Here is a 20,006-nt window from a genome sequence, read left to right on the forward strand (position 1 = left end):
ATGTTCAAAGCGTCTCGACTCGTTGCTCCCCTGGCGGCCGCCATCCTAGTTGCCGGCTGTGCCACGACCGACCCTTACTCGGGGCAGACCCAGCGCTCCAGCACCATGACCGGTGCCGGGGTCGGTGCGGCAGTAGGTGCTGCCGCAGGTGCGCTCTCGGGCAGCGGCAGCACCAGCCGACGCGACCGTGCGCTGATCGGGGCCGCCGTGGGTGCCGCGGCGGGTGCCGGTATCGGCGCCTACATGGACCGCCAGGAGCAGCAACTTCGCGAGAGCATGCAAGGCACCGGTGTCGAGGTGGAGCGTCGCGGTGACGACATCGTGCTCAACATGCCCAGCAGCGTGACCTTCGGCTTCGACTCCAGCGAACTCACCGTGCAGGCGCGCAATGCGCTCAACGATGTGGCCAACGTGCTGACCCAGTACACCGATACGCGGGTCAACATCGCCGGACATACCGACAGCACCGGTAGCGTCAGCTACAACCAGCGCCTCTCCGAACGGCGTGCCGAATCGGTCGGCAACTATCTGGCCCAGTCAGGGGTGGCACGCAACCGGCTCAACATGGTCGGCTACGGGCCGAGCCAGCCGGTCGCGACCAACAATACCGAGGAGGGACGTTCCCAGAACCGTCGCGTCGAGATCACCCTCACGCCCATCGAGTCGCAGTTCCAGCAACAGTAAGCGCCGATCGCGACGAGTTGCCTCGCGGGCCCGCCACTAGCATAGTGGCGGGCCTGTTCGTGTCTCGCTTCCGTTCTGCGTGAGGTTCCTGCCCATGCTTTCCTATCAGCATGCCTATCACGCCGGCAATTTCGCCGACGTACACAAGCATCTCGTGCTGCATGCCGTCGTCGACCATCTGCTACGCAAGGCAACGCCGATCACCTTCGTCGACACCCACTCCGGCCGTGGCCTCTATCCGTTGGATGCGGCCGAGACCCAGCGCCTGGGCGAGTATCGCAGCGGTGTGTTGCCGCTGTGGAGCGCGCGGGCCAGCCTGGCCGATGAACCGCTGCTGGCGGCCTGGCTGGACGCTATCGCCAGCGTTCAGCCCGGGGCTCATCGCCTCGAGCAATATCCCGGCTCGCCCTGGTGGCTCGGCCAGCGGCTGCGCCAGCACGACCGGGTGCAGTTGTTCGAGCTGCACCCGGGGGAGCATGAGCATCTGGCCCAACAACCGCTACCGGCCAACGTCCAGCGTCTTCACGCCGATGGTCTGGCGGGGCTGCTCTCCGGCCTGCCGGCCGCCACGCCGAGGTTGTGCGTGCTGGTCGACCCCAGCTACGAGCGCAAGAGCGAGTATGTCGAGGTCGCCGAGACGGTGCTGGCTGCCATGCGCAAGGCGCGCCATGCAGTGGTGCTGGTGTGGTACCCGCTGCTGCCCGCCGCACGCCATGAAGCACTGCTGGAGGGCCTGCGCGACGGTGGGCTGCGCAAGATTTGGCGTAGTGAGCTGATGCTGCGCTCGCCTGGCGAGGAGCGTGGCATGTACGGCAGTGGCATGCTGGTGATCAACCCGCCTTGGGGGCTGGACGAGAAGCTTGCCGCGGCGATGGCGAGGGTCGCGCCGCTGCTCGGTGAGGCGAGCCGCTACCAGGCCGACTGGTGGGTGGGAGAATAGGGGGCTTGCGGTACATCATTTACCGATGCAGAAACTGCCGAAGATTTCCCCCAGGAGGTCGTCGGCACTGAATTCACCAGTGATCTCGCCCAGCGCCTGCTGGGCGTCGCGCAGATCCTCCGCCAGCAATTCACCGGCACCGTAGCCTGACAGCTGGACCTCCCCGTGAGTGAGCGCTCGCTGAGCGCGGTCAAGGGCATCCAGGTGGCGGCGTCGGGCCGAGAAGCGCCCCTCCGTGGTGGCGGAGAAGCCCATCACCGCCTTGAGGTGGGCCTTGAGGCTCTCCAGACCCTCCCCGGTGCGGGCGGAGAGGCGAATCACCGGCGTGGCGGCAGCGTCATCGAGCCCGGGCGCCTCGTGGCTGGCGTCGATCTTGTTGCGCACCAGGGTCAGGCGGGAGGCGTCGGGTAGCCTGGCGACGAATTCCGGCCAGATCGCCATGGGGTCGATGGCCTCGGTGGCGGCGGCATCCACCAGCAGCAGCACCCGGTCGGCCTTCTCGATTTCGGCCCAGGCGCGGGCCACGCCGATCTGCTCGACGGCGTCCGGCGTGTCGCGCAGCCCGGCAGTATCGATCACGTGCAGCGGCATGCCATCCAGGTGGATATGCTCACGCAGCACGTCGCGGGTGGTGCCGGCGATATCGGTGACGATGGCGGTCTCCTGCTCGGTGAGGGCATTGAGCAGGCTCGACTTGCCGGCGTTGGGCCGTCCGGCGATCACCACGGTCATGCCTTCGCGCATCAGCGCACCCTGGCCGGCGGCGGCGCGCACCTCGGCGAGCTCGGCCTGTACCGCGGCGAGCATCTCGGCCACCCTGCCGTCGGCCAGGAAGTCGATCTCCTCCTCGGGGAAGTCGATGGCCGCTTCCACGTACATGCGCAGCTCGATCAGCCGCTGCACGAGCGTCGCCACGCGGCGGGAAAATTCCCCCTGCAGCGAGCGCAGGGCGTTCTCGGCTGCCGTGCGTGAACTGGCTTCGATGAGGTCGGCGATGGCCTCTGCCTGGGCCAGGTCGAGCTTGTCGTTGAGAAAGGCGCGCTCGGAAAATTCGCCGGGCCTCGCCAGGCGGGCACCCAGCTGAACGCAGCGCTCCAGCAGCAGGTCCATGATCACCGGGCCGCCGTGTCCCTGCAGTTCCAGTACGTCCTCGCCGGTGAACGAGTGCGGGCCGGCGAAGAAGAGCGCGATGCCCTCGTCGATCACGCTGTCAGCGCCGCTGAAGGGGCCGTAGTGGGCGCGCCGGGGCTCGGGGCAGTGCCCGACCATGGCAGCGGCGATCGTGGCGCTCAGTGGCCCCGAAACGCGAATGATGCCGACGCCGCCGCGCCCCGGCGGGGTGGCCAGGGCGGCAATGGTGTCCTGATGATAGAGCCTCTCGGGCATGCGGCGTCCTCTCGGTATTGACCCCCGGCAGGCGGATTTTCCGTTTCGGGGGGCGTAAACGCCAGACCCCTGCCAGGGCAGGGGTCCGGTCGTCGTTCAGGGCTGCGGCTATTTCGCCTTTATCCCTTTGCCGACGCTGGGGTCGTTCTCGATCTTGCGTGTGATCACGTACTGCTGGGCGATCGAGATGATGTTGTTGACCACCCAGTAGATGACCAGGCCGGCCGGGAACCACAGGAAGAAGAAGGTGAAGACGATCGGCAGCATCTTCATGATCTTCGCCTGCATGGGGTCCGGAGGCGTCGGGTTGAGCAACTGCTGCACGAACATCGAAGCGCCCATGAGGATCGGCAGGATGAAGTAAGGATCCTTCATCGACAGGTCCTGGATCCAGAACATGAAGGGCGCATGGCGCAGCTCAACCGACTCCAGCAGCATCCAGTACAGCGCGATGAACACCGGCATCTGCACCAGGATAGGCAGACAGCCGCCCAGAGGGTTGATCTTCTCCTTCTGGTAGAACTTCATCATCTCCTGGGACATCTTCTGGCGGTCGTCGCCGTACTGCTCCTTGAGGCGCTGCATTTCCGGGCCCAGCTTGCGCATCCGGGCCATCGACTTGTAGGCTTTGGCGGAGAGCGGCCACATGGCAAGCTTGACCAGGACGGTCAGCAGGACGATGGACCAGCCCCAATTGCCGATCAGGCTGTGGATCTGGTCGAGCAACCAGAACAGCGGGTTGGCGATGAACCACAGCCAACCGAAGTCGACGGTCAGGCGCAGGTGAGGGGCCACTTGCTCGAGATAGTCCTGCACCTTGGGCCCGACGTAGAGCGTGGCGCCCAGGCGTGCTTCTCCTTCCGCCGCCACCGTGGTCACCGGGCCGGCGAATGCGGCTACGTTGCGGTTGCGTGAATCGGTAGTGGCGTACTGCAGGTTCTGCTGGTTCTGGGGGGGCGCCCAGGCCGAGACGAAGTAGTGCTGGATGATGGCGACCCAGCCACCCTGCACGTCACGGTTGTTGAAGCGCCCGCGCTGGATGTCGTCGAAGCCCACTTTCTGGTAGCGCTCGTCCGGCGACGAATAGGCAGCTCCCAGATAGGAGCTCATGCCCATGGTCACTCCGCTGGAGGGGTCGGCACTGTTGTCACGCGCCAACTGGCCGATGAAGCGTGCGGTAACCGGCTCCTCGGTGTTGTTGGCCAGGTAGTAGTTGACCTCTACCGCATAGCTGCCGCGCTCGAAGGAGAAGCGCTTGACCACGTCGACACCGTTCAGCTCGCCGTGCAGGTCGACGTCAAGGCGGTTCTCGCCATCGGTCAAGCGGTAGCTGGTGTTCTCCGGCGTGAAGCCGATGCGCCCCCCATGGCCGTCCACCTGCAGACCCGAACGGGCCACGTAGCTGCGTGTCTCGCTATCCGAGAGCAGCACGTAGGGACGCTCGGAACCCAGCGTCATGCGGTGCTGGGGCAGGGCAGCATAGACGATGTCTCCCCCTTGGGGGTCGATGCGAACGTCGAGCACGTCGGTAACGACGGCGACCAGGTCGCGGGTTCCGCGAGGCTGCTCCGTCTCGGCCGGCATCTCCCCAGCCATCTCCTGCTCCGCACGAGGTGCTGCGGGAACCGCCAGGCTGTCGTCGTCGGGGGCCTGCGCTTCACCGGGTGCCGGCGCGGTGATGGTGGGAGCTTCAGGCTCAGGAGCAACCTGGCCATAGTCCTGATTCCACTGAACGACCAGCAGATAGGCGAGCACGGCCAGTGGAATCAGCAATAGGAGTCGTTTTACGTCCATGAGGGTTCTGCCCGGTGGGTAGTGAACATGCCGCTGGAACGAGATCCGCTGCCATGTAGGAAAGGTCGATAGCCTGCCGAGGCAGGCCATCGAAGCGGAGAAAGGCTCCGCATCCGGTCAGGAGGTCATCGATTTTCGCGCGTCACGCTCCAGGCGCCGCCACATGCCGTAAAACTGGCGATGCAGCGTAGCCTTGTCCAGCTCATTCGCGCCGCGCCGAGCCAGCAAGACAATGTCGACGGCGGGTAGTGCGCATTGCTGAAGACGAATGGATTCACGAGCCAACCGCTTGAGGCGGTTACGATCCACGGCCTTGCGGACGTTCTTCTTGCTGATGACCAGGCCAAGGCGGGGGTGGTCCAGTCCATTGGGGCACGCCAGGGCCATCAGCCCCTTGCCATGTACCTTGAATGAAGCGTGATCGAAAACGAATCGATAATCCCCGGCAGTCAACAGGCGCAGCTGCTTGGGGAAACCATGACCGGACACGCGCAATCCGCTATCAGGCGCTCAGACGCTTGCGGCCCTTGGCACGGCGACGAGCCAGAACGGCACGACCATTCTTGGTAGCCATGCGCGCACGGAAACCGTGGACACGCTTGCGCTTCAGAACGCTGGGTTGAAAGGTACGTTTCATAACACTCGATTCCCACGTGGTTTATTGACGGAACGTCTTACAGGAACGCCCTGGCTCCCGACAGGAACCAGGGGCAGATTCGGTTCAAGACCGGAAATTGTAGAGACTTCGGCTGCCCGACGCAATTGTTCCGCTCGTTGGATCGAGTCGTGGCGAGGCTGCCAGCGGGGCTGAGCCGTTGCCATAACCTCCATGTTTTTTGGAACTCATTGTTATTAATACTGGGGACGCCTTCTGTTGATAAGTGGAATATCTACTTAATAAACAAAGAGATGTCGAAAATCCGGGGTTGTGGAAAAGCGTTTTGCAATCAGTGGGCATACTGTGGTGGACGTTAGCGCGAGCGTTTTTCCACAGGGTGGTCCGGTATCGAGTCGCATGTGGATAACCCGGCAGGCGAAGGATACAATGACCGGTCATGCATCAACGGGTATGGTGAGGTCGAGTGTCTCTTGCTCTCTGGCAACAGTGTCTGGATTACCTGCAGGACGAGCTGAACGCCCAGCAGTTCAACACCTGGATTCGCCCGCTTCAAGCCGAAGAGGGGGAAGCCAACGAGCTGCGTCTGCTGGCACCCAATCGTTTCGTGCGCGACTGGGTTGGCGACAAGTATGCCAAGCGCATCAACGAGCTGCTCAGGGACCTGGCACCCGCCAAGCCGCCGCGAGTGGTCCTGATAGTGGGCAGCCGCAAGGCAGCGGCGGTCAAGCCGCAGCCGCGTGACCTGGGCGCCCCGGTTTCGGCCAATCCCCACTCGCCCTTGGCACCGGCCGTACAGGTGCCGCCGCGAGGCGACATCGGCGATGAGCGCGAGATCGATCAGTTGCGTGAGGAAGGGGCCTCGTCGCGCCGTTCCGGCGGCGAGCGCGAGGTGCAGGTCGAAGGCAGCCTCAAGCACAGCAGTGGCCTCAATCCCAGTTTCACCTTCGAAACCTTCGTCGAAGGCAAGTCCAACCAGCTGGCACGGGCCGCCTCGCGGCAGGTTTCCGAGAACCCGGGAGGCGCCTACAACCCTCTGTTCTTGTATGGTGGCGTCGGGCTGGGCAAGACCCACCTGATGCATGCGGTGGGCAACGCACTGGCGACCCGGCGCGAGAACGCTCGCGTCGTCTACCTGCACTCCGAGCGTTTCGTGGCGGACATGGTCAAGGCGTTGCAGCTCAATGCCATCAACGACTTCAAGCGCTTCTATCGCAGTGTCGATGCGCTGCTGATCGACGACATCCAGTTCTTTGCCGGCAAGGAACGCTCCCAGGAGGAGTTCTTCCACACCTTCAACGCTCTGCTCGAGGGTGGCCAACAGATGATTCTCACCTCGGATCGCTATCCCAAGGAGATCAGCGGTGTCGAGGAGCGTCTCAAGTCGCGCTTCGGCTGGGGCTTGACCGTGGCCATCGAACCGCCTGAGCTGGAAACCCGGGTCGCCATCCTGATGAAGAAGGCGGACCAGGCCAAGGTAGACCTGCCTCACGATGCCGCCTTCTTCATTGCCCAGAAGATCCGCTCCAACGTTCGCGAGCTGGAGGGAGCGCTGAAAAAGGTCATTGCCGATTCCCACTTCATGGGCAAGCCGATCACCCAGGATTTCATCCGCGAGTCGCTGAAGGACCTGCTGGCGCTGCAGGACAAGCAGGTGGGCGTGGACAACATCCAGCGTACCGTCGCCGAGTACTACAAGATCAAGCTGGCCGACCTGCTCTCCAAGCGGCGTTCGCGCTCGGTGGCACGGCCGCGTCAGGTGGCCATGGCCCTGGCCAAGGAGTTGACCAACCACAGCCTGCCGGAAATCGGCGATGCCTTCGGTGGGCGTGACCACACCACGGTGTTGCATGCCTGTCGCAAGGTGCAGTCATTGCAGGAAGAGAGCGCGGACATTCGCGAGGATTACAAGAACCTGCTGCGGTTGTTGACCAGTTGACGGAATGTTCATCAGAACGTCCAATGCCCAACACCCATCTACAGGACTAGACGTGGAGCCGACATGAGATTTTCCATTACCCGCGAAGCGCTGCTACGGCCGCTGGCATTGGTGGCTGGCGTGGTGGAGCGTCGCCAGACCCTGCCGGTGCTGTCCAATGTGCTGATACAGGTCGACCAGAACGAGGTGGCTCTTACCGGTACCGACCTCGAGGTCGAGCTGATCGGTCGTACGGCGGCATCGCAGGTCGATGCGCCGGGTGCCGTCACCGTACCTGCCCGTAAGCTGATGGACATTTGCAAGTCGCTGCCCGATCAGGCGGAGTTGCAGTTCAGCCTGGAAGAAGGACGCGCCGTGCTGCGCAGCGGCCGTTCCCGCTTTACTCTCTCGACCCTGCCGGTAGCCGAATTCCCTAATATCGAGGATAGCGCTGGCGATGTGGAACTCAGCCTGCCGCGCGGAACGCTCAAGCACCTCATCGATGCCACCTCCTTCGCCATGGCCCAGCAGGACGTACGCTACTACCTGAACGGCATGCTGCTCGAGCTGCGTTCCAACCTGGTGCGTACCGTGGCCACCGACGGTCACCGGCTGGCCGTGTGTTCGCGCCCGGCGGAGATACAGGTAGAGCCGGCGCGCAAGCTGATCGTGCCGCGCAAAGGGGTGCTCGAGCTGGTACGCCTGCTCGATGACAGCGACGAGCCGGTGACCCTGACGCTCAGTGCCAGCCACGTGCGTGCCCATACCGGTGACTTCACCTTCACCTCGAAGCTGGTCGATGGCAAGTTCCCCGACTACGAGCGTGTGGTGCCGCGCGGCGGCGACAAGGTCTTCATTGCCGAGCGTGCCGAACTGCGCCAGGTGTTATCGCGTACCTCCATTCTCTCCAATGAGAAGTACCGTGGCGTTCGCTTGCACCTTCAGGAGGGCAACCTGCAGGTGATGGCCAACAACCCCGAGCAGGAGGAAGCCGAGGAGAACGTGGCGGTCGAATACGGTGGTGATTCGCTCGAAATCGGTTTCAATGTTGGCTATCTCATTGATGTGCTTAGTGTTATTGGTGAGGATCGAGTGCAGATGACGCTCGCTGACTCCAACAGTAGCGCCTTGATGGAAGAGCCCGGCGGGGGTGATGCCCTGTATGTCGTCATGCCGATGCGCCTTTGACGCGGCAGTCCTGCCCGTGTCTCACCGCTCCTGGCTACGGTTGGAAGTAGCTGGGTGCTTTGACGTTGTGCGTTACGCTTCATGTTGATCGATCGCCTGGCCTTTACCGGCTTGAGAAATCTTGGGACGCTCGACCTGACGCCGAGTCCAGGCATCAATTTGATCGTGGGGACCAATGGCAGCGGCAAGACCAGCCTGCTCGAGGGGCTGCACGTTCTTGGCATGGGACGCTCATTTCGCACGCGACAGCTGAAGCATGCTATCGCCCACGAAAGCGATGAGATGACGCTGTTTGCTCGCCTTTGCGGCGAGCCTCCCTTGCCCATCGGTGTCCGCCGGTCGCGTGATGTGGCCGAGCTGGAAATGCGTATGGGTGGGGAGCGGGTCTCTCGCCTGGCTCAATTGATCGAAGCGCTTCCCTTGCAGTTGGTCAACCCCGATGCTTTTCGCCTTCTGGAAGGGCCTCCAGCCGGTCGGCGTGAATTTCTCGACTGGGGCGTGTTTCACGTGAAACACGATTTCTACGATGCCTGGCGCCGCGCCAAGCGTGCGCTGAAGCATCGGAATGCACTCCTCAGACATGGTAGAATGGACGCCAATAACCTGGCCGTCTGGGAGCAGGAGCTGGCCACGTGGGGTGAGCGTGTCGATAGCCTGCGCCGTGATTGGATGGCCAGCTTCGTCCCCGTGTTCGAGGAAACCTTGGGCAGGCTGATCGACTTACCCGAACTGAGCCTGCGCTACTCCCGCGGCTGGGACAAGCAGCGCGGCTTGCAGGAGGTACTCGAGCAGGGCCGAGTGACGGATCAGCAGATGGGTTTTACCCAGAACGGGCCACAGCGCGCCGATCTGCGCATCCGGCTGGGGCGGCGCCCGGCCGTCGAGGTGCTGTCGCGGGGCCAGCAGAAACTGGTGGTAAGCGCGCTCAAGCTGGCACAGGGCAGATTGCTGGAACAGTCGACCGGGCGCAGTTGTCTTTATCTGGTCGATGACCTGCCAGCCGAGCTGGATGCCGAGCACCGGCGTGTCTTTTGCCGGCTGTTGGAATCGATGCGCTGCCAAGCTTTCATCACAAGTGTCGAACACGATGCCCTGGTGGGGCAATGGGAGCCCCACACGCCAATAGCGATGTTTCACGTGAAACAAGCGCCTTCTGGAACAGGACGGATAGTGCCTCGGGCACAGATAGACTTCATGACGGAGTAGTCAATGAGCGAGCAAGCTTACGACTCATCGAGCATCAAGGTCCTCAAGGGACTGGATGCCGTGCGCAAGCGTCCCGGCATGTACATCGGCGATACCGATGACGGGACAGGCCTACACCATATGGTGTTCGAGCTGGTGGACAACTCCATCGATGAAGCCCTGGCCGGATACTGCAGCGAAATACGCGTCGTCATTCACCCGGATGAATCGATCACCGTCAGCGACAATGGTCGCGGCGTACCTACCGACATCCATGAGGGTGAGGGCGTATCGGCGGCGGAAGTGATCATGACGGTCCTACACGCCGGTGGCAAGTTCGATGACAACTCCTACAAGGTGTCTGGCGGGCTGCACGGCGTCGGGGTGTCGGTGGTCAATGCCCTTTCCGAAGAGCTCAAGCTGACGATATGGCGAGCCGGGCAGGTGCATGAGCAGATCTACCGCCATGGCGTGCCCCAGGCGCCGCTGGGTGTGGTGGGAAAAACCGAGAAAACCGGCACACGGGTTCATTTCAAACCCTCGTCCAATACCTTTGCCAACATCGAGTTCCACTACGACATACTGGCCAAGCGACTGCGCGAACTCTCTTTCCTCAATTCCGGCGTTGCGATTCGCCTCATCGACGAGCGTAGCGGCAAGGAGGAGCTGTTCCACTATGAAGGCGGCCTCAAGGCCTTCGTCGACCACCTCAACAGCAACAAGACTGTGCTCAACCCGGTATTCCACTTCGAGGCCGAGCGTGAGGACGGTGTGGTGGTCGAGGTGGCCATGCAGTGGAGCGACTCGTTTACCGAGAATATCTTCTGTTATACCAACAACATACCGCAGCGTGACGGGGGGACGCATCTGGCTGGTTTCCGTGCCGCCCTGACCCGCACCATGAATGGCTATATCGAATCCGAGGGATTGCTGAAGAAGACCAAGGTGGCCACTTCGGGTGACGATGCTCGTGAAGGGTTGACGGCAATCATCTCGGTCAAGGTGCCGGACCCCAAGTTCTCCTCCCAGACCAAGGACAAGCTGGTTTCGTCCGAAGTGAAAACCGCGGTGGAGCAGGAGATGGGGCGGCTGTTCTCGGAGTACCTGATCGAGAAGCCCAACGAAGCCAAAGCGATCGTCAACAAGATGATCGATGCCGCCCGTGCCCGCGAGGCGGCGCGCAAGGCCCGCGACATGACCCGCCGCAAGGGGGCGCTGGATATTGCCGGCCTGCCGGGCAAGCTGGCCGACTGCCAGGAGAAGGATCCCAGCCTCTCCGAGCTGTTCCTGGTCGAGGGCGACTCGGCTGGTGGCAGTGCCAAGCAGGGCAGGGACCGTCGTACCCAGGCGATCCTGCCGCTCAAGGGCAAGATCCTCAACGTCGAGAAGGCACGTTTCGACAAGATGCTCTCTTCCGCCGAGGTGGGCACGTTGATCACCGCGCTCGGCTGCGGGATCGGTCGAGAGGAGTTCAATCCCGACAAGCTGCGCTACCATTCGATCATCATCATGACCGATGCTGACGTCGACGGCTCGCATATCCGCACCCTGCTGCTGACTTTCTTCTTCCGTCAGATGTCGCAGCTGATCGAGCGTGGCCATGTCTTCATCGCCCAGCCCCCGCTCTACAAGATCAAGCGTGGCAAGCAAGAAACCTACCTCAAGGACGAGCAGGCCCTGATCGATTACCTGACGACGACTGCCATGGATGGAGCCAGGCTCTACGTCAATCCCGATGCGCCACCGGTCACCGGTGCGCAACTCGAGTCGCTGGTTGCGCAATACCGCGACGTGATGAAGCGTATCGACCGGCTGTCGCGTGTCTATCCTCATGAGGTGTTGCGCAAGGTCGTGCACGCTGCGCGCCTCGAAGGTGAAGCGAGTCTCAAGGATCGCGTCACCATGCAGAACTGGATCGCCTATCTGCAGGAGGAAATGGATGCACTGTTGGCCTACGAGGGGGGGCCGCGCTACACCTTCCGGCTGGAGGAAGATACCGAGCGGGAGCTCTTCCTGCCAGCGGTAACGCTGACGGCGCATGGCGTCAGCTCCGACTACGTCTGGGGCATCGACTTTTTCACCAGCGCCGACTATCGCGCCATGGCGGCGCTGGGCGAGACGCTGGAGGGCCTGCTCGAAGAGGGGGCCTATATCGCCCGCGGCGAGCGTAAGAAGTCGGTTACCACCTTCTATCAAGCGCTCGAGTGGCTGATGGCCGAAGCTCAGCGTGGTCTTTCGGTGCAGCGCTACAAGGGACTGGGTGAGATGAACCCGGATCAGCTGTGGGAAACGACCATGGATCCCGAGACGCGGCGTCTGCTGCGGGTGACGATCGAGGATGCGGTAGCTGCCGACATGATGTTCAACACCTTGATGGGTGACGAGGTCGAGCCTCGCCGAGCCTTCATTGAGAGCAATGCACTGGTAGCCAATCTGGACGTCTAAGCCGCATGGCAAGTGCAGTGTTTCACGTGGAACATTGCGTCTGGAAGAGTGTTGAGTCCGCAAGACCTGAATGAAAAGAGCCGACCCAAGTGGGTCGGCTCTTTTTGTTTTTCAAGGGCTTTTTCGCTCAACTCTGCGAGAGCAGCCAGTCGGCGAAGGCGGCCAAGTCGTCGAAGATCAGCGCCCCCTCGAGGCCCACTCCCTTTGCCTCGGTTCTGCGTCCCTTTCCGGTACGAACGAGTACCGGGCGACAGCCCATTGGCTCTCCTGCCTGCAGGTCGCGCAGGCTGTCGCCTACCATCCAACTTCCCTCCAGGCTGTCCAGCTCGAGAGCGTCACGGATCTGAACCAGCAATCCGGGCAATGGTTTGCGACATGTACAGCCATCATCGGGTCCGTGCGGGCAATAGGCGATCAGATCAATCTTGCCTCCCGCCTCACCAACCTGCCTTTCGAGTTCGGCATGCATCGAGGCCAGGGTGGCCTCGTCATAGTAGCCTCGGGCGATGCCGGATTGGTTGGTGGCGATGGCGATGGTCCAGCCTGCGCCGGACAAGCGTGCAATGGCTTCGATGGAGGTAGGATAGGGGATCCACTCGGCGAGGGACTTGATGTAATCGTCGGAGTCCTGGTTGATGACTCCATCCCTGTCGAGAATAACGAGTCGGGATGCATCGGGCATCGGCACACCATGAAGTCAAGTTGCTTGCAATGAGTGTTTCACGTGGAACATGACCTGCCAAGACCCGCAGCTTTGATCCATGTTTCACGTGAAACACCTGGCGTAGAGAAACAAAAAAACCGACCGGGAGTCGGAGTCACCGGTCGGTTTCTAACACAGCCCTTTTACTGCTGCAGCAGGGCGATATCGGCAATCTCGAGGAACAGTGCCTGAAGGCCGGCCAGTAGTGCCAGACGATTACGACGGACGGCGTCGTCATCAGCCATGACCATGACGTCTTCGAAGAAGGCGTCTACCGGAGTGCGAAGCCCTGCAAGAATGTCCAGTGCTTCGCGATAGCGGCCCTCGGCAAGCAGCGGCATGACGCGCTCCCGGCTCGACGAGACAGCCTCGCTCAGTGCCCGCTCGGCCGACTCCTTCAGCAGTGCATGCTCAACCCGGTTGCCGACCTCGTCGGCCTGCTTGGCCAGGATGTTGGAGACCCGCTTGTTGGCGGCGGCCAGGGCCGCGGCTTCCTCGCGCTGAGTGAAGGCGTTTACCGCACGCAGGCGCAGGGCGAAGTCGAGAGGTTTGGTTACCGGGCGGGCACGTACCGCGAGGTACACCTCGGCGGGAATGCCCTCGTCCTGGCCCCAGGCGCGGAAGCGATCGAGCATGTAGCCGAGCACTTCTTCGACCAGGTGCTCGGCGTAGGGTAGCTCCTGATGCTGTGCCGCAGAGAGCTCGAGCAGTTCGCGCAGGTCGAGGTCCAGCTCGCCCTTGATCATGATGTTGAGCACGCCGATGGCGGCGCGGCGCAGGGCGAAGGGGTCCTTGGTGCCGCTGGGCCGCTGGCCGATGCCGAAGATGCCGGTGAGGGTATCGAGTCGGTCGGCAAGCGCCAGGGCCTGGCCGGTGTGGCAGGCAGGAATCTCATCGCCGGCGAAGCGCGGCAGATACTGTTCTTCCAGTGCTTGTGCCACTTCGATGGGTTCACCGTCATGGGTGGCATAGTACCGGCCCATGATGCCCTGCAGTTCCGGAAACTCCAGCACCATCTCGGTGACGAGATCGCACTTGGCCAGTTCGGCGGCACGGCGTGCCTGGGCCACGTCGCCGCCGATACGGCCGGCAATGAAGGCAGCCACGGCGGCACTACGGTGCGCCTTGTCGGCGAGGGTGCCGAGCTGCTGCTGGAACACCACGTTGGCAAGCCCGGGAATGCGTGCCGAGAGCGTCTGCTTGCGGTCGGTGTCGTAGAAGAAGGCGGCATCGGCCAGGCGCGGGCGGATGACCTTCTCGTTGCCCTCGATGACCCGTTGCGGATCCTGGCTGTCGATATTCGAGATGGTGATGAACTGCGGCTTGAGTCGGCCCTGCTCATCGAGCAGGTGGAAGTATTTCTGGTTGGCTTTCATCGACGAGATCAGGCATTCCGCCGGCACTTCGAGGAAGCGCTCGTCGAAGCTGCCGGCGAGTGCCACGGGCCACTCCACCAGGCCGCTTACCTCGACGAGCAGCGCCTCGTCGATGACCGCCCGGGCATCCTGGACCTCGGCCTCGGCCAGCACCTGCTCGCGGATGCGCTCGCGGCGGCGCTCGCGATCGGCCAGCACCCAGGCCTGCTCGAGGGCGGCGAGATAATCATCGGCATGGGCCAGTTCGATGGGCTCGGGAGCATGGAAACGGTGGCCGCGGGTGGTGCGGCCGGAGGTCAGGCCCAGCGACTCGGCTTCGACCACCTCGCTGCCGTAGAGCATCACCAGCCAGTGAACGGGGCGCGAGAACTCGACCCGAGAGGCCCCCCAGCGCATGTTCTTGGGTACCGGCAGGGCGGCGATGGCCTTGTCGACGATGCCTGGCAGTAGCCGGATCGTCGCCTCGCCCTGCTGCTGCTCGCGATAGCCGAGCCAGGTGCCCTTGTCGGTTTCGAGATGGATCAGGTCAGCCACGGTGACACCGCAGGAACGGGCGAAGCCCTCGGCGGCCTTGGTTGGCTGGCCGTCCTTGAAGGCGGCGGCGAGGGCCGGGCCGCGACGCTCGACCTCTCGATCGGGCTGCTTGTCGGCCAGTTCGGCCACCTGCACCGCCAGTCGGCGCGGCGTGGCATAGGCGCGAATATCACCGAAGCCGACCTCGGCTTCGGTGAGGCCGCGGCGAATGCCATCGGCCAGGGCATCCGAGAGCGAGTCGATGGCGGCCGGCGGCAGCTCCTCGACGCCCAGCTCAATCAGAAAGGTATTGGCAGCCATCACGCGTCTCCCTGTTCGGCGTTCATGTCCTGGGCCAGCAGTTCCTGACGCAAGGCTTCGGGGGCCAGCGGGAAGCCGGCGGCCTTGCGCGAGGCATAGTAAGCGTGGGCTACATCGCGGGCCATGGTACGTACGCGCAGAATGAAGCGCTGACGCTCGGTCACCGAGATGGCGTGGCGGGCATCCAGCAGGTTGAAGGTATGCGAGGCCTTGAGCACCTGCTCATAGGCCGGCAGCGGCAGGCCGGCCTCGAGCAGCTTGGTGCACTCGCGCTCCTGATGGTCGAAAGCCTTGAACAGGGCCGGCACGTCGGCATGCTCGAAGTTGTAGGCCGACTGCTCACGCTCGTTTTGCAGGTAGACATCGCCATAGGTGACCTTGGAACCGTCGGGAGCGATGGTCCAGATCAGGTCGTAGACGCTGTCGACGTTCTGCAGGTACATGGCGATGCGCTCGAGACCGTAGGTCAGCTCGCCGGTGACGGGATAACACTCCAGCCCGCCGGCCTGCTGGAAGTAGGTGAACTGGGTCACCTCCATGCCGTTGAGCCAGACTTCCCAGCCGAGCCCCCAGGCGCCAAGGGTCGGCGACTCCCAGTTGTCCTCGACGAAACGAATGTCATGCACCAGTGGGTCGATGCCGATGCGCACGAGCGAGCCCAGGAAGCGCTCCTGCAGGTCGGCAGGGGAGGGCTTCATCACCACCTGGAACTGATAGTAGTGCTGCAGGCGGTTGGGGTTCTCGCCGTAGCGGCCGTCGGTGGGGCGACGGGAAGGCTGCACGTAGGCGGCATTCCAGGTCTCCGGGCCGATGGAGCGCAGGAAGGTGGCAGGGTGGAAGGTGCCGGCCCCGACCTCCATGTCCAGCGGCTGGAGCACCACACAGCCTTGTTCGGCCCAGTACTGCTGCAGGGAGAGTATCAGGCCCTGGAAAGTGGTCGCGTCTGGCGTCGACCCTGGAGCCGAGGTCGACGGGGATGTCGAGAGCGTCTGCGACGGATTTGGCGAGGGAGTCATTGCGGAAGCACCGTTGGCCATGAATTCACGAGGCGTCAAGTATACAATCACAGGCACATCGGTTATAGGCGCAGCGGTTGCGCCCCAGCGAGGTTCACAATGATCGTAGTGACAGGTGGCGCCGGCTTCATCGGCTCGAATCTGGTCAAGGCCCTCAACGAGCGCGGGCGCAATGACGTGCTGGTCGTCGACGACCTGCGTGACGGTACCAAGTTCGTCAACCTGGCGGACTGCACCTTGGGCGACTATCTCGACAAGGACGAATTCCGCGCCCGCATCGAAGCGGCGTTGCGTGGCGAGCCCTCTCGCCTGCCGCAGATCGAAGCGATCTTCCATGAAGGCGCCTGCTCGGACACCACCGAGTGGGATGGCCGCTTCATGCTCGACAATAACTTCGAGTACTCCAAGGTGCTGCTGCATTACTGCCAGCAACAGGGAATACCTTTCCTCTACGCCTCCTCGGCGGCCACCTACGGTGGCAGCCAGGTGTTCCGCGAGGAGCCCGAGTACGAGAAGCCGCTGAACGTCTATGGCTACTCCAAGCTGCTGTTCGATCAGTACGTGCGCCAGCACTGGAACGAACTGACCAGCCAGGTGGTGGGTTTCCGCTACTTCAACGTCTACGGCCCGCGGGAACAGCACAAGGGCAAGATGGCCAGCGTGGCCTATCACAACCATACCCAGGTCAGCGCCGGGCAGGATCTCAGGCTGTTCGGTGCCTGGGACGGCTATGAGGCAGGCATGCAGAGCCGCGACTTCGTTTATGTCGGCGACGTGGTGGACGTCAACCTGTGGTTCCTCGACAACCCCGGCAAGTCGGGCATCTTCAACCTCGGCTCCGGCAGGGCCGAGCCGTTCAAGGCCATCGGCGAGGCAGTGATTGCCCACCATGGTCGCGGACGCATCGAGTACATCGACTTCCCCGACGAACTCAAGGGGCGCTACCAGAGCTATACACGAGCCGATATCACACGCCTGCGTGAGGTCGGCTACGGCCGCGAGTTCCGCACTGTGGCCGAAGGCGTGAAAGCCTATCTGGAGTGGCTGGACGAGGCCAAGGGATGAGCCAGGCGCCCGCGCCGAAGCCTCGTATTCTCGTGGTCGGACCCTCCTGGGTCGGCGACATGGTCATGGCCCAGAGCCTGTTCAAGACCCTGAAACAGCGCCAGTCCGGGAGTCGTATCGGCGTGGTGGCGCCGGGCTGGTCGCAGCCGATTCTCGAGCGCATGGAGGAGGTCGACGAGGTGGCCTCGCTGGATGTGGGGCACGGCGAGTTCGGTTGGTCGACCCGGCGCGCCCTGGCGCAGCGACTGCGTGGGCGCTTCGATACGGCCATCGTGCTGCCGCGCTCGTGGAAGTCGGCCCTGGTACCGTTCCTGGCACGCATTCCCCATCGGGTGGGTTTTACCGGCGAGCAGCGCTACTGGCTGCTCAACGAGCGGCGTGAACTCGACAAGGCGCGGCTCGACCAGACCGTGAAGCGCTTCGTGGCACTGGGACTTCCCGCAGGGGAAGCCAGGCGTGGAAGTTTTGCCATCCCTCGGCCGCGGCTGCGAGTCGATCCCGACAACCTGGCTGCCCTGCACGAGCGCTTCGGGTTGGCGCGGCGGCCGGCCATCGGTATGATGCCCGGCGCCGAATACGGCCCGGCCAAGCAGTGGCCGCTGGGGCACTTCCGCGAACTGGCGGAGCGCCTGGTGGCCGCAGGGTTCGAGGTGCGAGTGCTGGGCGGGCCCAAGGACATTGCCGCTGGGGAAGCGATCGCCGAGGGTCTGGCCAAGGTGCACAACCTGTGTGGTGAGACCCGCCTGGCCGACGCGGTGGACCTGCTCGCCGACTGCCAGCAGGTGGTCACCAACGACTCGGGGCTGATGCACGTGGCTGCCGCGGTCGGCACCCGGGTACAGGCGCTCTACGGCTCGTCGTCACCGGCCTATACGCCGCCGTTGACCGACAACGCCGAGATCCACTATCTGGGACTTTCCTGCTCGCCCTGCTTCGAGCGCACCTGCCCGCTGGGGCACACCAACTGCCTGGTACAGCTCTCGCCCCAGCGCGTGCTTGCCGCGGTACTGGCAGCGAGCACGACCGTCATTGCAGAGGGGTAAGCGTCATCGCCGTGGCTGCGCCTAACGCTCTCACTGTACCGCAGCCGGCTCTTCGCCGATGGCATCCTCCGGCGTCTCCACGACCTGTTCCTGCGGTTCCGGCTCCGGCTCTGACTCTTGGCGCGGCGGAGTCAGTCCCTCCCACAGGCGTTCCTGCAGCACGATCTCCTCGCGCATGCGGGCGTTGAAGAAATCCTTGCCATGCTCCTCGAGCAGAGTCGGCTCGTCGGAAAGCAGCGAAACCCCCAGGCCGGCACGATGCCAGTCGATGGTGAAGCCCATCGCCTCGAGGATGGTGGGGAACGCATCCATCATGGCGGCTTCGCGGCTCACCCTGCCCTGGGGAATGCCGGGACCCAGCAGGATGAAGGTGTTGTCACGCTCGCCCAGGATCAGCTGCTCCCAGGCCGAGACGCGCATGGTCAGGTGATCGCTGGCGACTACCACCACGGTATTGTCGAGCAGGCCTTCGGCATCGGCCCGTTCGAGGAAATCCCGGGCCAGCCAAGCCGAGCACTCCACCGAGTAGAGGATATCGGTGCCGTCGAACTCGCCCTGGCGGTCGAGGCAGGCCTGGGCGGGGTAGCCATGGGGGGCGTGCCCCGCGATCGTCAGGTTGACCAGGCCCCAGGGCCCATCACCGGCGTTGAGGCGACGCAATTCCTCCAGGCTGAAGTCAAAGAGCGAATCATCGTAGAGGCCCCAGTTGTTGACGTACTCGGGGTCATCGAGCAGGGGCTGCAGCTCCTCGCGACCGAGTACGGTATCGAAGCCATGCCCCTCGTAGAACAGCCCCTTGCCGGCGAAGTTGACACTGGCGCCGCCCATGTAGGTGAGTTGGTAACCCTGTTCCGACAGCAGGTCGCCCAGGCAGTCGACGCCGGGCACCACCTTCTCCAGCGGCGAAAACTGCCGGTCGTGCAGCAGTCCGGCCGGCATCAGGGGCGTGCCGCACTGGCTGGCGATCATGCCGGCCATGGTCCAGCCGGTATTGTCGACCTGCCGGATACCCTCGTAGACCAGGCCATGCTCACCGATGGCGTCCAGGTCGGCATAGGCATCACCAAAGCGCTCGCGGTCGGCATAGGTCCGCTCGATGCTCTCCAGGTACAGCAGCAGCAGGTTGGGCGGGTTGCGGGGGGACTCGAGCAGGATTGGCTCGACGTATTGGCGTTCGAGCCAGGCGCCGGGTTTGGTGACGATGGCGGCACCGCGCTGTCCCACGCCATACAACAGGGGGTTGCTCACCAATAGCACGATGGCCAGCAGCGGTTCGCTGCGGCGCCAGCGATGGTCGTGGCGTATCAGCCAGGTGAACGAAGCCAGCAGTGCGATCATCGCGAGGGTGTAGAAGGAGGCCGCTCCGATGCGGCTGACCCCGCCGTGGTCGGCCATGCCGGCCTGCAGATGGAAGAACACCGCGCTCAGGTCGACGATGCCGAAGCTTTCGGCAAGATAGAGATAAAGCCCCCACAGCGCGATGGGAAGCAGTGCCCAGGGCCACCTGCGTGGTGAATAAGTGAGAGACGAGGCAGGTGCACCCCAATGAAAGACGGCGGCCAGCCCTACCCAGGCAAGCGCCAGAAAGGGCAGGCCCCAGGAAGGGACACGGGTCAGCACGATGATGGCATAACCCACGCAGAGCCCGATAACCAGTAGCGCCAGCCAGCGGGGGCGAGCCAGCTTTAGCAGCTTGGAAGGGATAGGCATGTGTGGATTCATCCGTTGAATTCGACTGATAGCTTATCAAGCCTATCGCGCCTTGCACCACGAAAGGTGTCGTCGGGCCTGTGCGGCTGGGTTTGCTGGCCTT

General features: G+C 63.3%; 16 protein-coding genes. 8 read left to right on the forward strand and 8 right to left on the reverse strand.

Annotation, left to right across the window (positions count from 1 at the left end):
• Entirely contained in the window at nt 1–684 is a 684-nt protein-coding gene (locus tag ACUY1T_RS09035; protein WP_446022006.1) for an OmpA family protein, read from the forward strand.
• A 94-nt stretch (nt 685–778) separates the two neighbouring features.
• Nucleotides 779–1,624, forward strand: a complete 846-nt coding sequence (locus tag ACUY1T_RS09040) for a 23S rRNA (adenine(2030)-N(6))-methyltransferase RlmJ (protein ID WP_446022008.1) — start codon at nt 779–781, stop codon at nt 1,622–1,624.
• Nucleotides 1,625–1,639: 15 nt separating this feature from the next.
• On the opposite strand, the gene mnmE is transcribed toward ACUY1T_RS09040, so the two are convergent.
• From mnmE to rpmH, 4 genes are all read right to left on the reverse strand, one after another.
• Nucleotides 1,640–3,010: a tRNA uridine-5-carboxymethylaminomethyl(34) synthesis GTPase MnmE gene (gene mnmE / locus ACUY1T_RS09045; protein WP_446022010.1), complete on the reverse strand. Its 1,371-nt coding sequence runs from the start codon at nt 3,008–3,010 to the stop codon at nt 1,640–1,642.
• A 108-nt stretch (nt 3,011–3,118) separates the two neighbouring features.
• The gene (yidC, locus tag ACUY1T_RS09050; RefSeq protein WP_446022012.1) at nt 3,119–4,804 is read right to left on the reverse strand and encodes a membrane protein insertase YidC; all 1,686 of its coding nucleotides are present in this window, start codon (nt 4,802–4,804) and stop codon (nt 3,119–3,121) included.
• 117 nt (nt 4,805–4,921) lie between these two features.
• Nucleotides 4,922–5,293 carry a ribonuclease P protein component gene (gene rnpA, locus ACUY1T_RS09055; RefSeq protein WP_446022443.1) on the reverse strand — a complete coding sequence of 124 codons (372 nt, stop codon included), beginning with the start codon at nt 5,291–5,293 and terminating at the stop codon, nt 4,922–4,924.
• A gap of 13 nt (nt 5,294–5,306) precedes the next feature.
• A complete protein-coding gene (gene rpmH, locus ACUY1T_RS09060; RefSeq protein WP_010626003.1) occupies nt 5,307–5,441 on the reverse strand; it encodes a 50S ribosomal protein L34 in 135 nt (44 codons plus the stop codon).
• Between the two features lie 445 nt (nt 5,442–5,886).
• Here rpmH and dnaA point away from each other — a divergent pair, with 445 nt between their 5' ends.
• The 4 genes from dnaA (at nt 5,887) to gyrB (ending at nt 12,156) form a co-directional block, all read left to right on the forward strand.
• Nucleotides 5,887–7,359, forward strand: a complete 1,473-nt coding sequence (gene dnaA / locus ACUY1T_RS09065) for a chromosomal replication initiator protein DnaA (protein ID WP_446022017.1) — start codon at nt 5,887–5,889, stop codon at nt 7,357–7,359.
• Nucleotides 7,360–7,422: 63 nt separating this feature from the next.
• Nucleotides 7,423–8,526, forward strand: coding sequence for a DNA polymerase III subunit beta (dnaN, locus tag ACUY1T_RS09070; protein WP_446022019.1), 1,104 nt, complete (start codon nt 7,423–7,425; stop codon nt 8,524–8,526).
• An 81-nt stretch (nt 8,527–8,607) separates the two neighbouring features.
• Nucleotides 8,608–9,732 (forward strand): DNA replication/repair protein RecF, encoded by a 1,125-nt coding sequence (gene recF / locus ACUY1T_RS09075; RefSeq protein WP_446022021.1) that lies wholly within the window; start codon nt 8,608–8,610, stop codon nt 9,730–9,732.
• Between the two features lie 3 nt (nt 9,733–9,735).
• Nucleotides 9,736–12,156, forward strand: coding sequence for a DNA topoisomerase (ATP-hydrolyzing) subunit B (gyrB, locus tag ACUY1T_RS09080; protein WP_446022022.1), 2,421 nt, complete (start codon nt 9,736–9,738; stop codon nt 12,154–12,156).
• 127 nt (nt 12,157–12,283) lie between these two features.
• Here gyrB and gmhB read toward each other — a convergent pair whose 3' ends face one another.
• The 3 genes from gmhB to glyQ form a co-directional block, all read right to left on the reverse strand.
• A complete protein-coding gene (gene gmhB, locus ACUY1T_RS09085; RefSeq protein WP_446022024.1) occupies nt 12,284–12,838 on the reverse strand; it encodes a D-glycero-beta-D-manno-heptose 1,7-bisphosphate 7-phosphatase in 555 nt (184 codons plus the stop codon).
• 164 nt (nt 12,839–13,002) lie between these two features.
• Nucleotides 13,003–15,069: a glycine--tRNA ligase subunit beta gene (gene glyS / locus ACUY1T_RS09090; RefSeq protein ID WP_446022026.1), complete on the reverse strand. Its 2,067-nt coding sequence runs from the start codon at nt 15,067–15,069 to the stop codon at nt 13,003–13,005.
• Nucleotides 15,069–16,085: a glycine--tRNA ligase subunit alpha gene (gene glyQ / locus ACUY1T_RS09095; RefSeq protein WP_446022028.1), complete on the reverse strand. Its 1,017-nt coding sequence runs from the start codon at nt 16,083–16,085 to the stop codon at nt 15,069–15,071. The genes glyS and glyQ overlap by 1 nt, the downstream gene beginning before the upstream one ends.
• A 99-nt stretch (nt 16,086–16,184) precedes the next feature.
• On the opposite strand from glyQ, the gene rfaD reads away from it, so the two are divergent.
• Nucleotides 16,185–17,150: an ADP-glyceromanno-heptose 6-epimerase gene (rfaD, locus tag ACUY1T_RS09100; protein WP_446022030.1), complete on the forward strand. Its 966-nt coding sequence runs from the start codon at nt 16,185–16,187 to the stop codon at nt 17,148–17,150.
• Nucleotides 17,147–18,193 carry a lipopolysaccharide heptosyltransferase II gene (gene waaF / locus ACUY1T_RS09105; RefSeq protein WP_446022031.1) on the forward strand — a complete coding sequence of 349 codons (1,047 nt, stop codon included), beginning with the start codon at nt 17,147–17,149 and terminating at the stop codon, nt 18,191–18,193. The genes rfaD and waaF overlap by 4 nt, the downstream gene beginning before the upstream one ends.
• 30 nt (nt 18,194–18,223) lie before the next feature.
• On the opposite strand, the gene ACUY1T_RS09110 is transcribed toward waaF, so the two are convergent.
• A complete protein-coding gene (locus ACUY1T_RS09110) occupies nt 18,224–19,903 on the reverse strand; it encodes a sulfatase-like hydrolase/transferase (protein WP_446022033.1) in 1,680 nt (559 codons plus the stop codon).
• Nucleotides 19,904–20,006 lie beyond the last annotated feature (103 nt).

Source organism: Billgrantia sp. Q4P2 (assembly GCF_052806135.1).

Coding starts and splice junctions, on each gene's coding strand:
- ACUY1T_RS09035 (WP_446022006.1), top strand. CDS start 1: ATGTTCAAAGCGTCTCGACTCGTTGCTCCCCTGGCGGCCGCCATCCTA.
- ACUY1T_RS09040 (WP_446022008.1), top strand. CDS start 779: ATGCTTTCCTATCAGCATGCCTATCACGCCGGCAATTTCGCCGACGTA.
- mnmE (WP_446022010.1), bottom strand. CDS start 3,010: ATGCCCGAGAGGCTCTATCATCAGGACACCATTGCCGCCCTGGCCACC.
- yidC (WP_446022012.1), bottom strand. CDS start 4,804: ATGGACGTAAAACGACTCCTATTGCTGATTCCACTGGCCGTGCTCGCC.
- rpmH (WP_010626003.1), bottom strand. CDS start 5,441: ATGAAACGTACCTTTCAACCCAGCGTTCTGAAGCGCAAGCGTGTCCAC.
- dnaN (WP_446022019.1), top strand. CDS start 7,423: ATGAGATTTTCCATTACCCGCGAAGCGCTGCTACGGCCGCTGGCATTG.
- recF (WP_446022021.1), top strand. CDS start 8,608: ATGTTGATCGATCGCCTGGCCTTTACCGGCTTGAGAAATCTTGGGACG.
- gyrB (WP_446022022.1), top strand. CDS start 9,736: ATGAGCGAGCAAGCTTACGACTCATCGAGCATCAAGGTCCTCAAGGGA.
- gmhB (WP_446022024.1), bottom strand. CDS start 12,838: ATGCCCGATGCATCCCGACTCGTTATTCTCGACAGGGATGGAGTCATC.
- glyS (WP_446022026.1), bottom strand. CDS start 15,069: ATGGCTGCCAATACCTTTCTGATTGAGCTGGGCGTCGAGGAGCTGCCG.
- glyQ (WP_446022028.1), bottom strand. CDS start 16,085: ATGACTCCCTCGCCAAATCCGTCGCAGACGCTCTCGACATCCCCGTCG.
- rfaD (WP_446022030.1), top strand. CDS start 16,185: ATGATCGTAGTGACAGGTGGCGCCGGCTTCATCGGCTCGAATCTGGTC.
- waaF (WP_446022031.1), top strand. CDS start 17,147: ATGAGCCAGGCGCCCGCGCCGAAGCCTCGTATTCTCGTGGTCGGACCC.
- ACUY1T_RS09110 (WP_446022033.1), bottom strand. CDS start 19,903: ATGCCTATCCCTTCCAAGCTGCTAAAGCTGGCTCGCCCCCGCTGGCTG.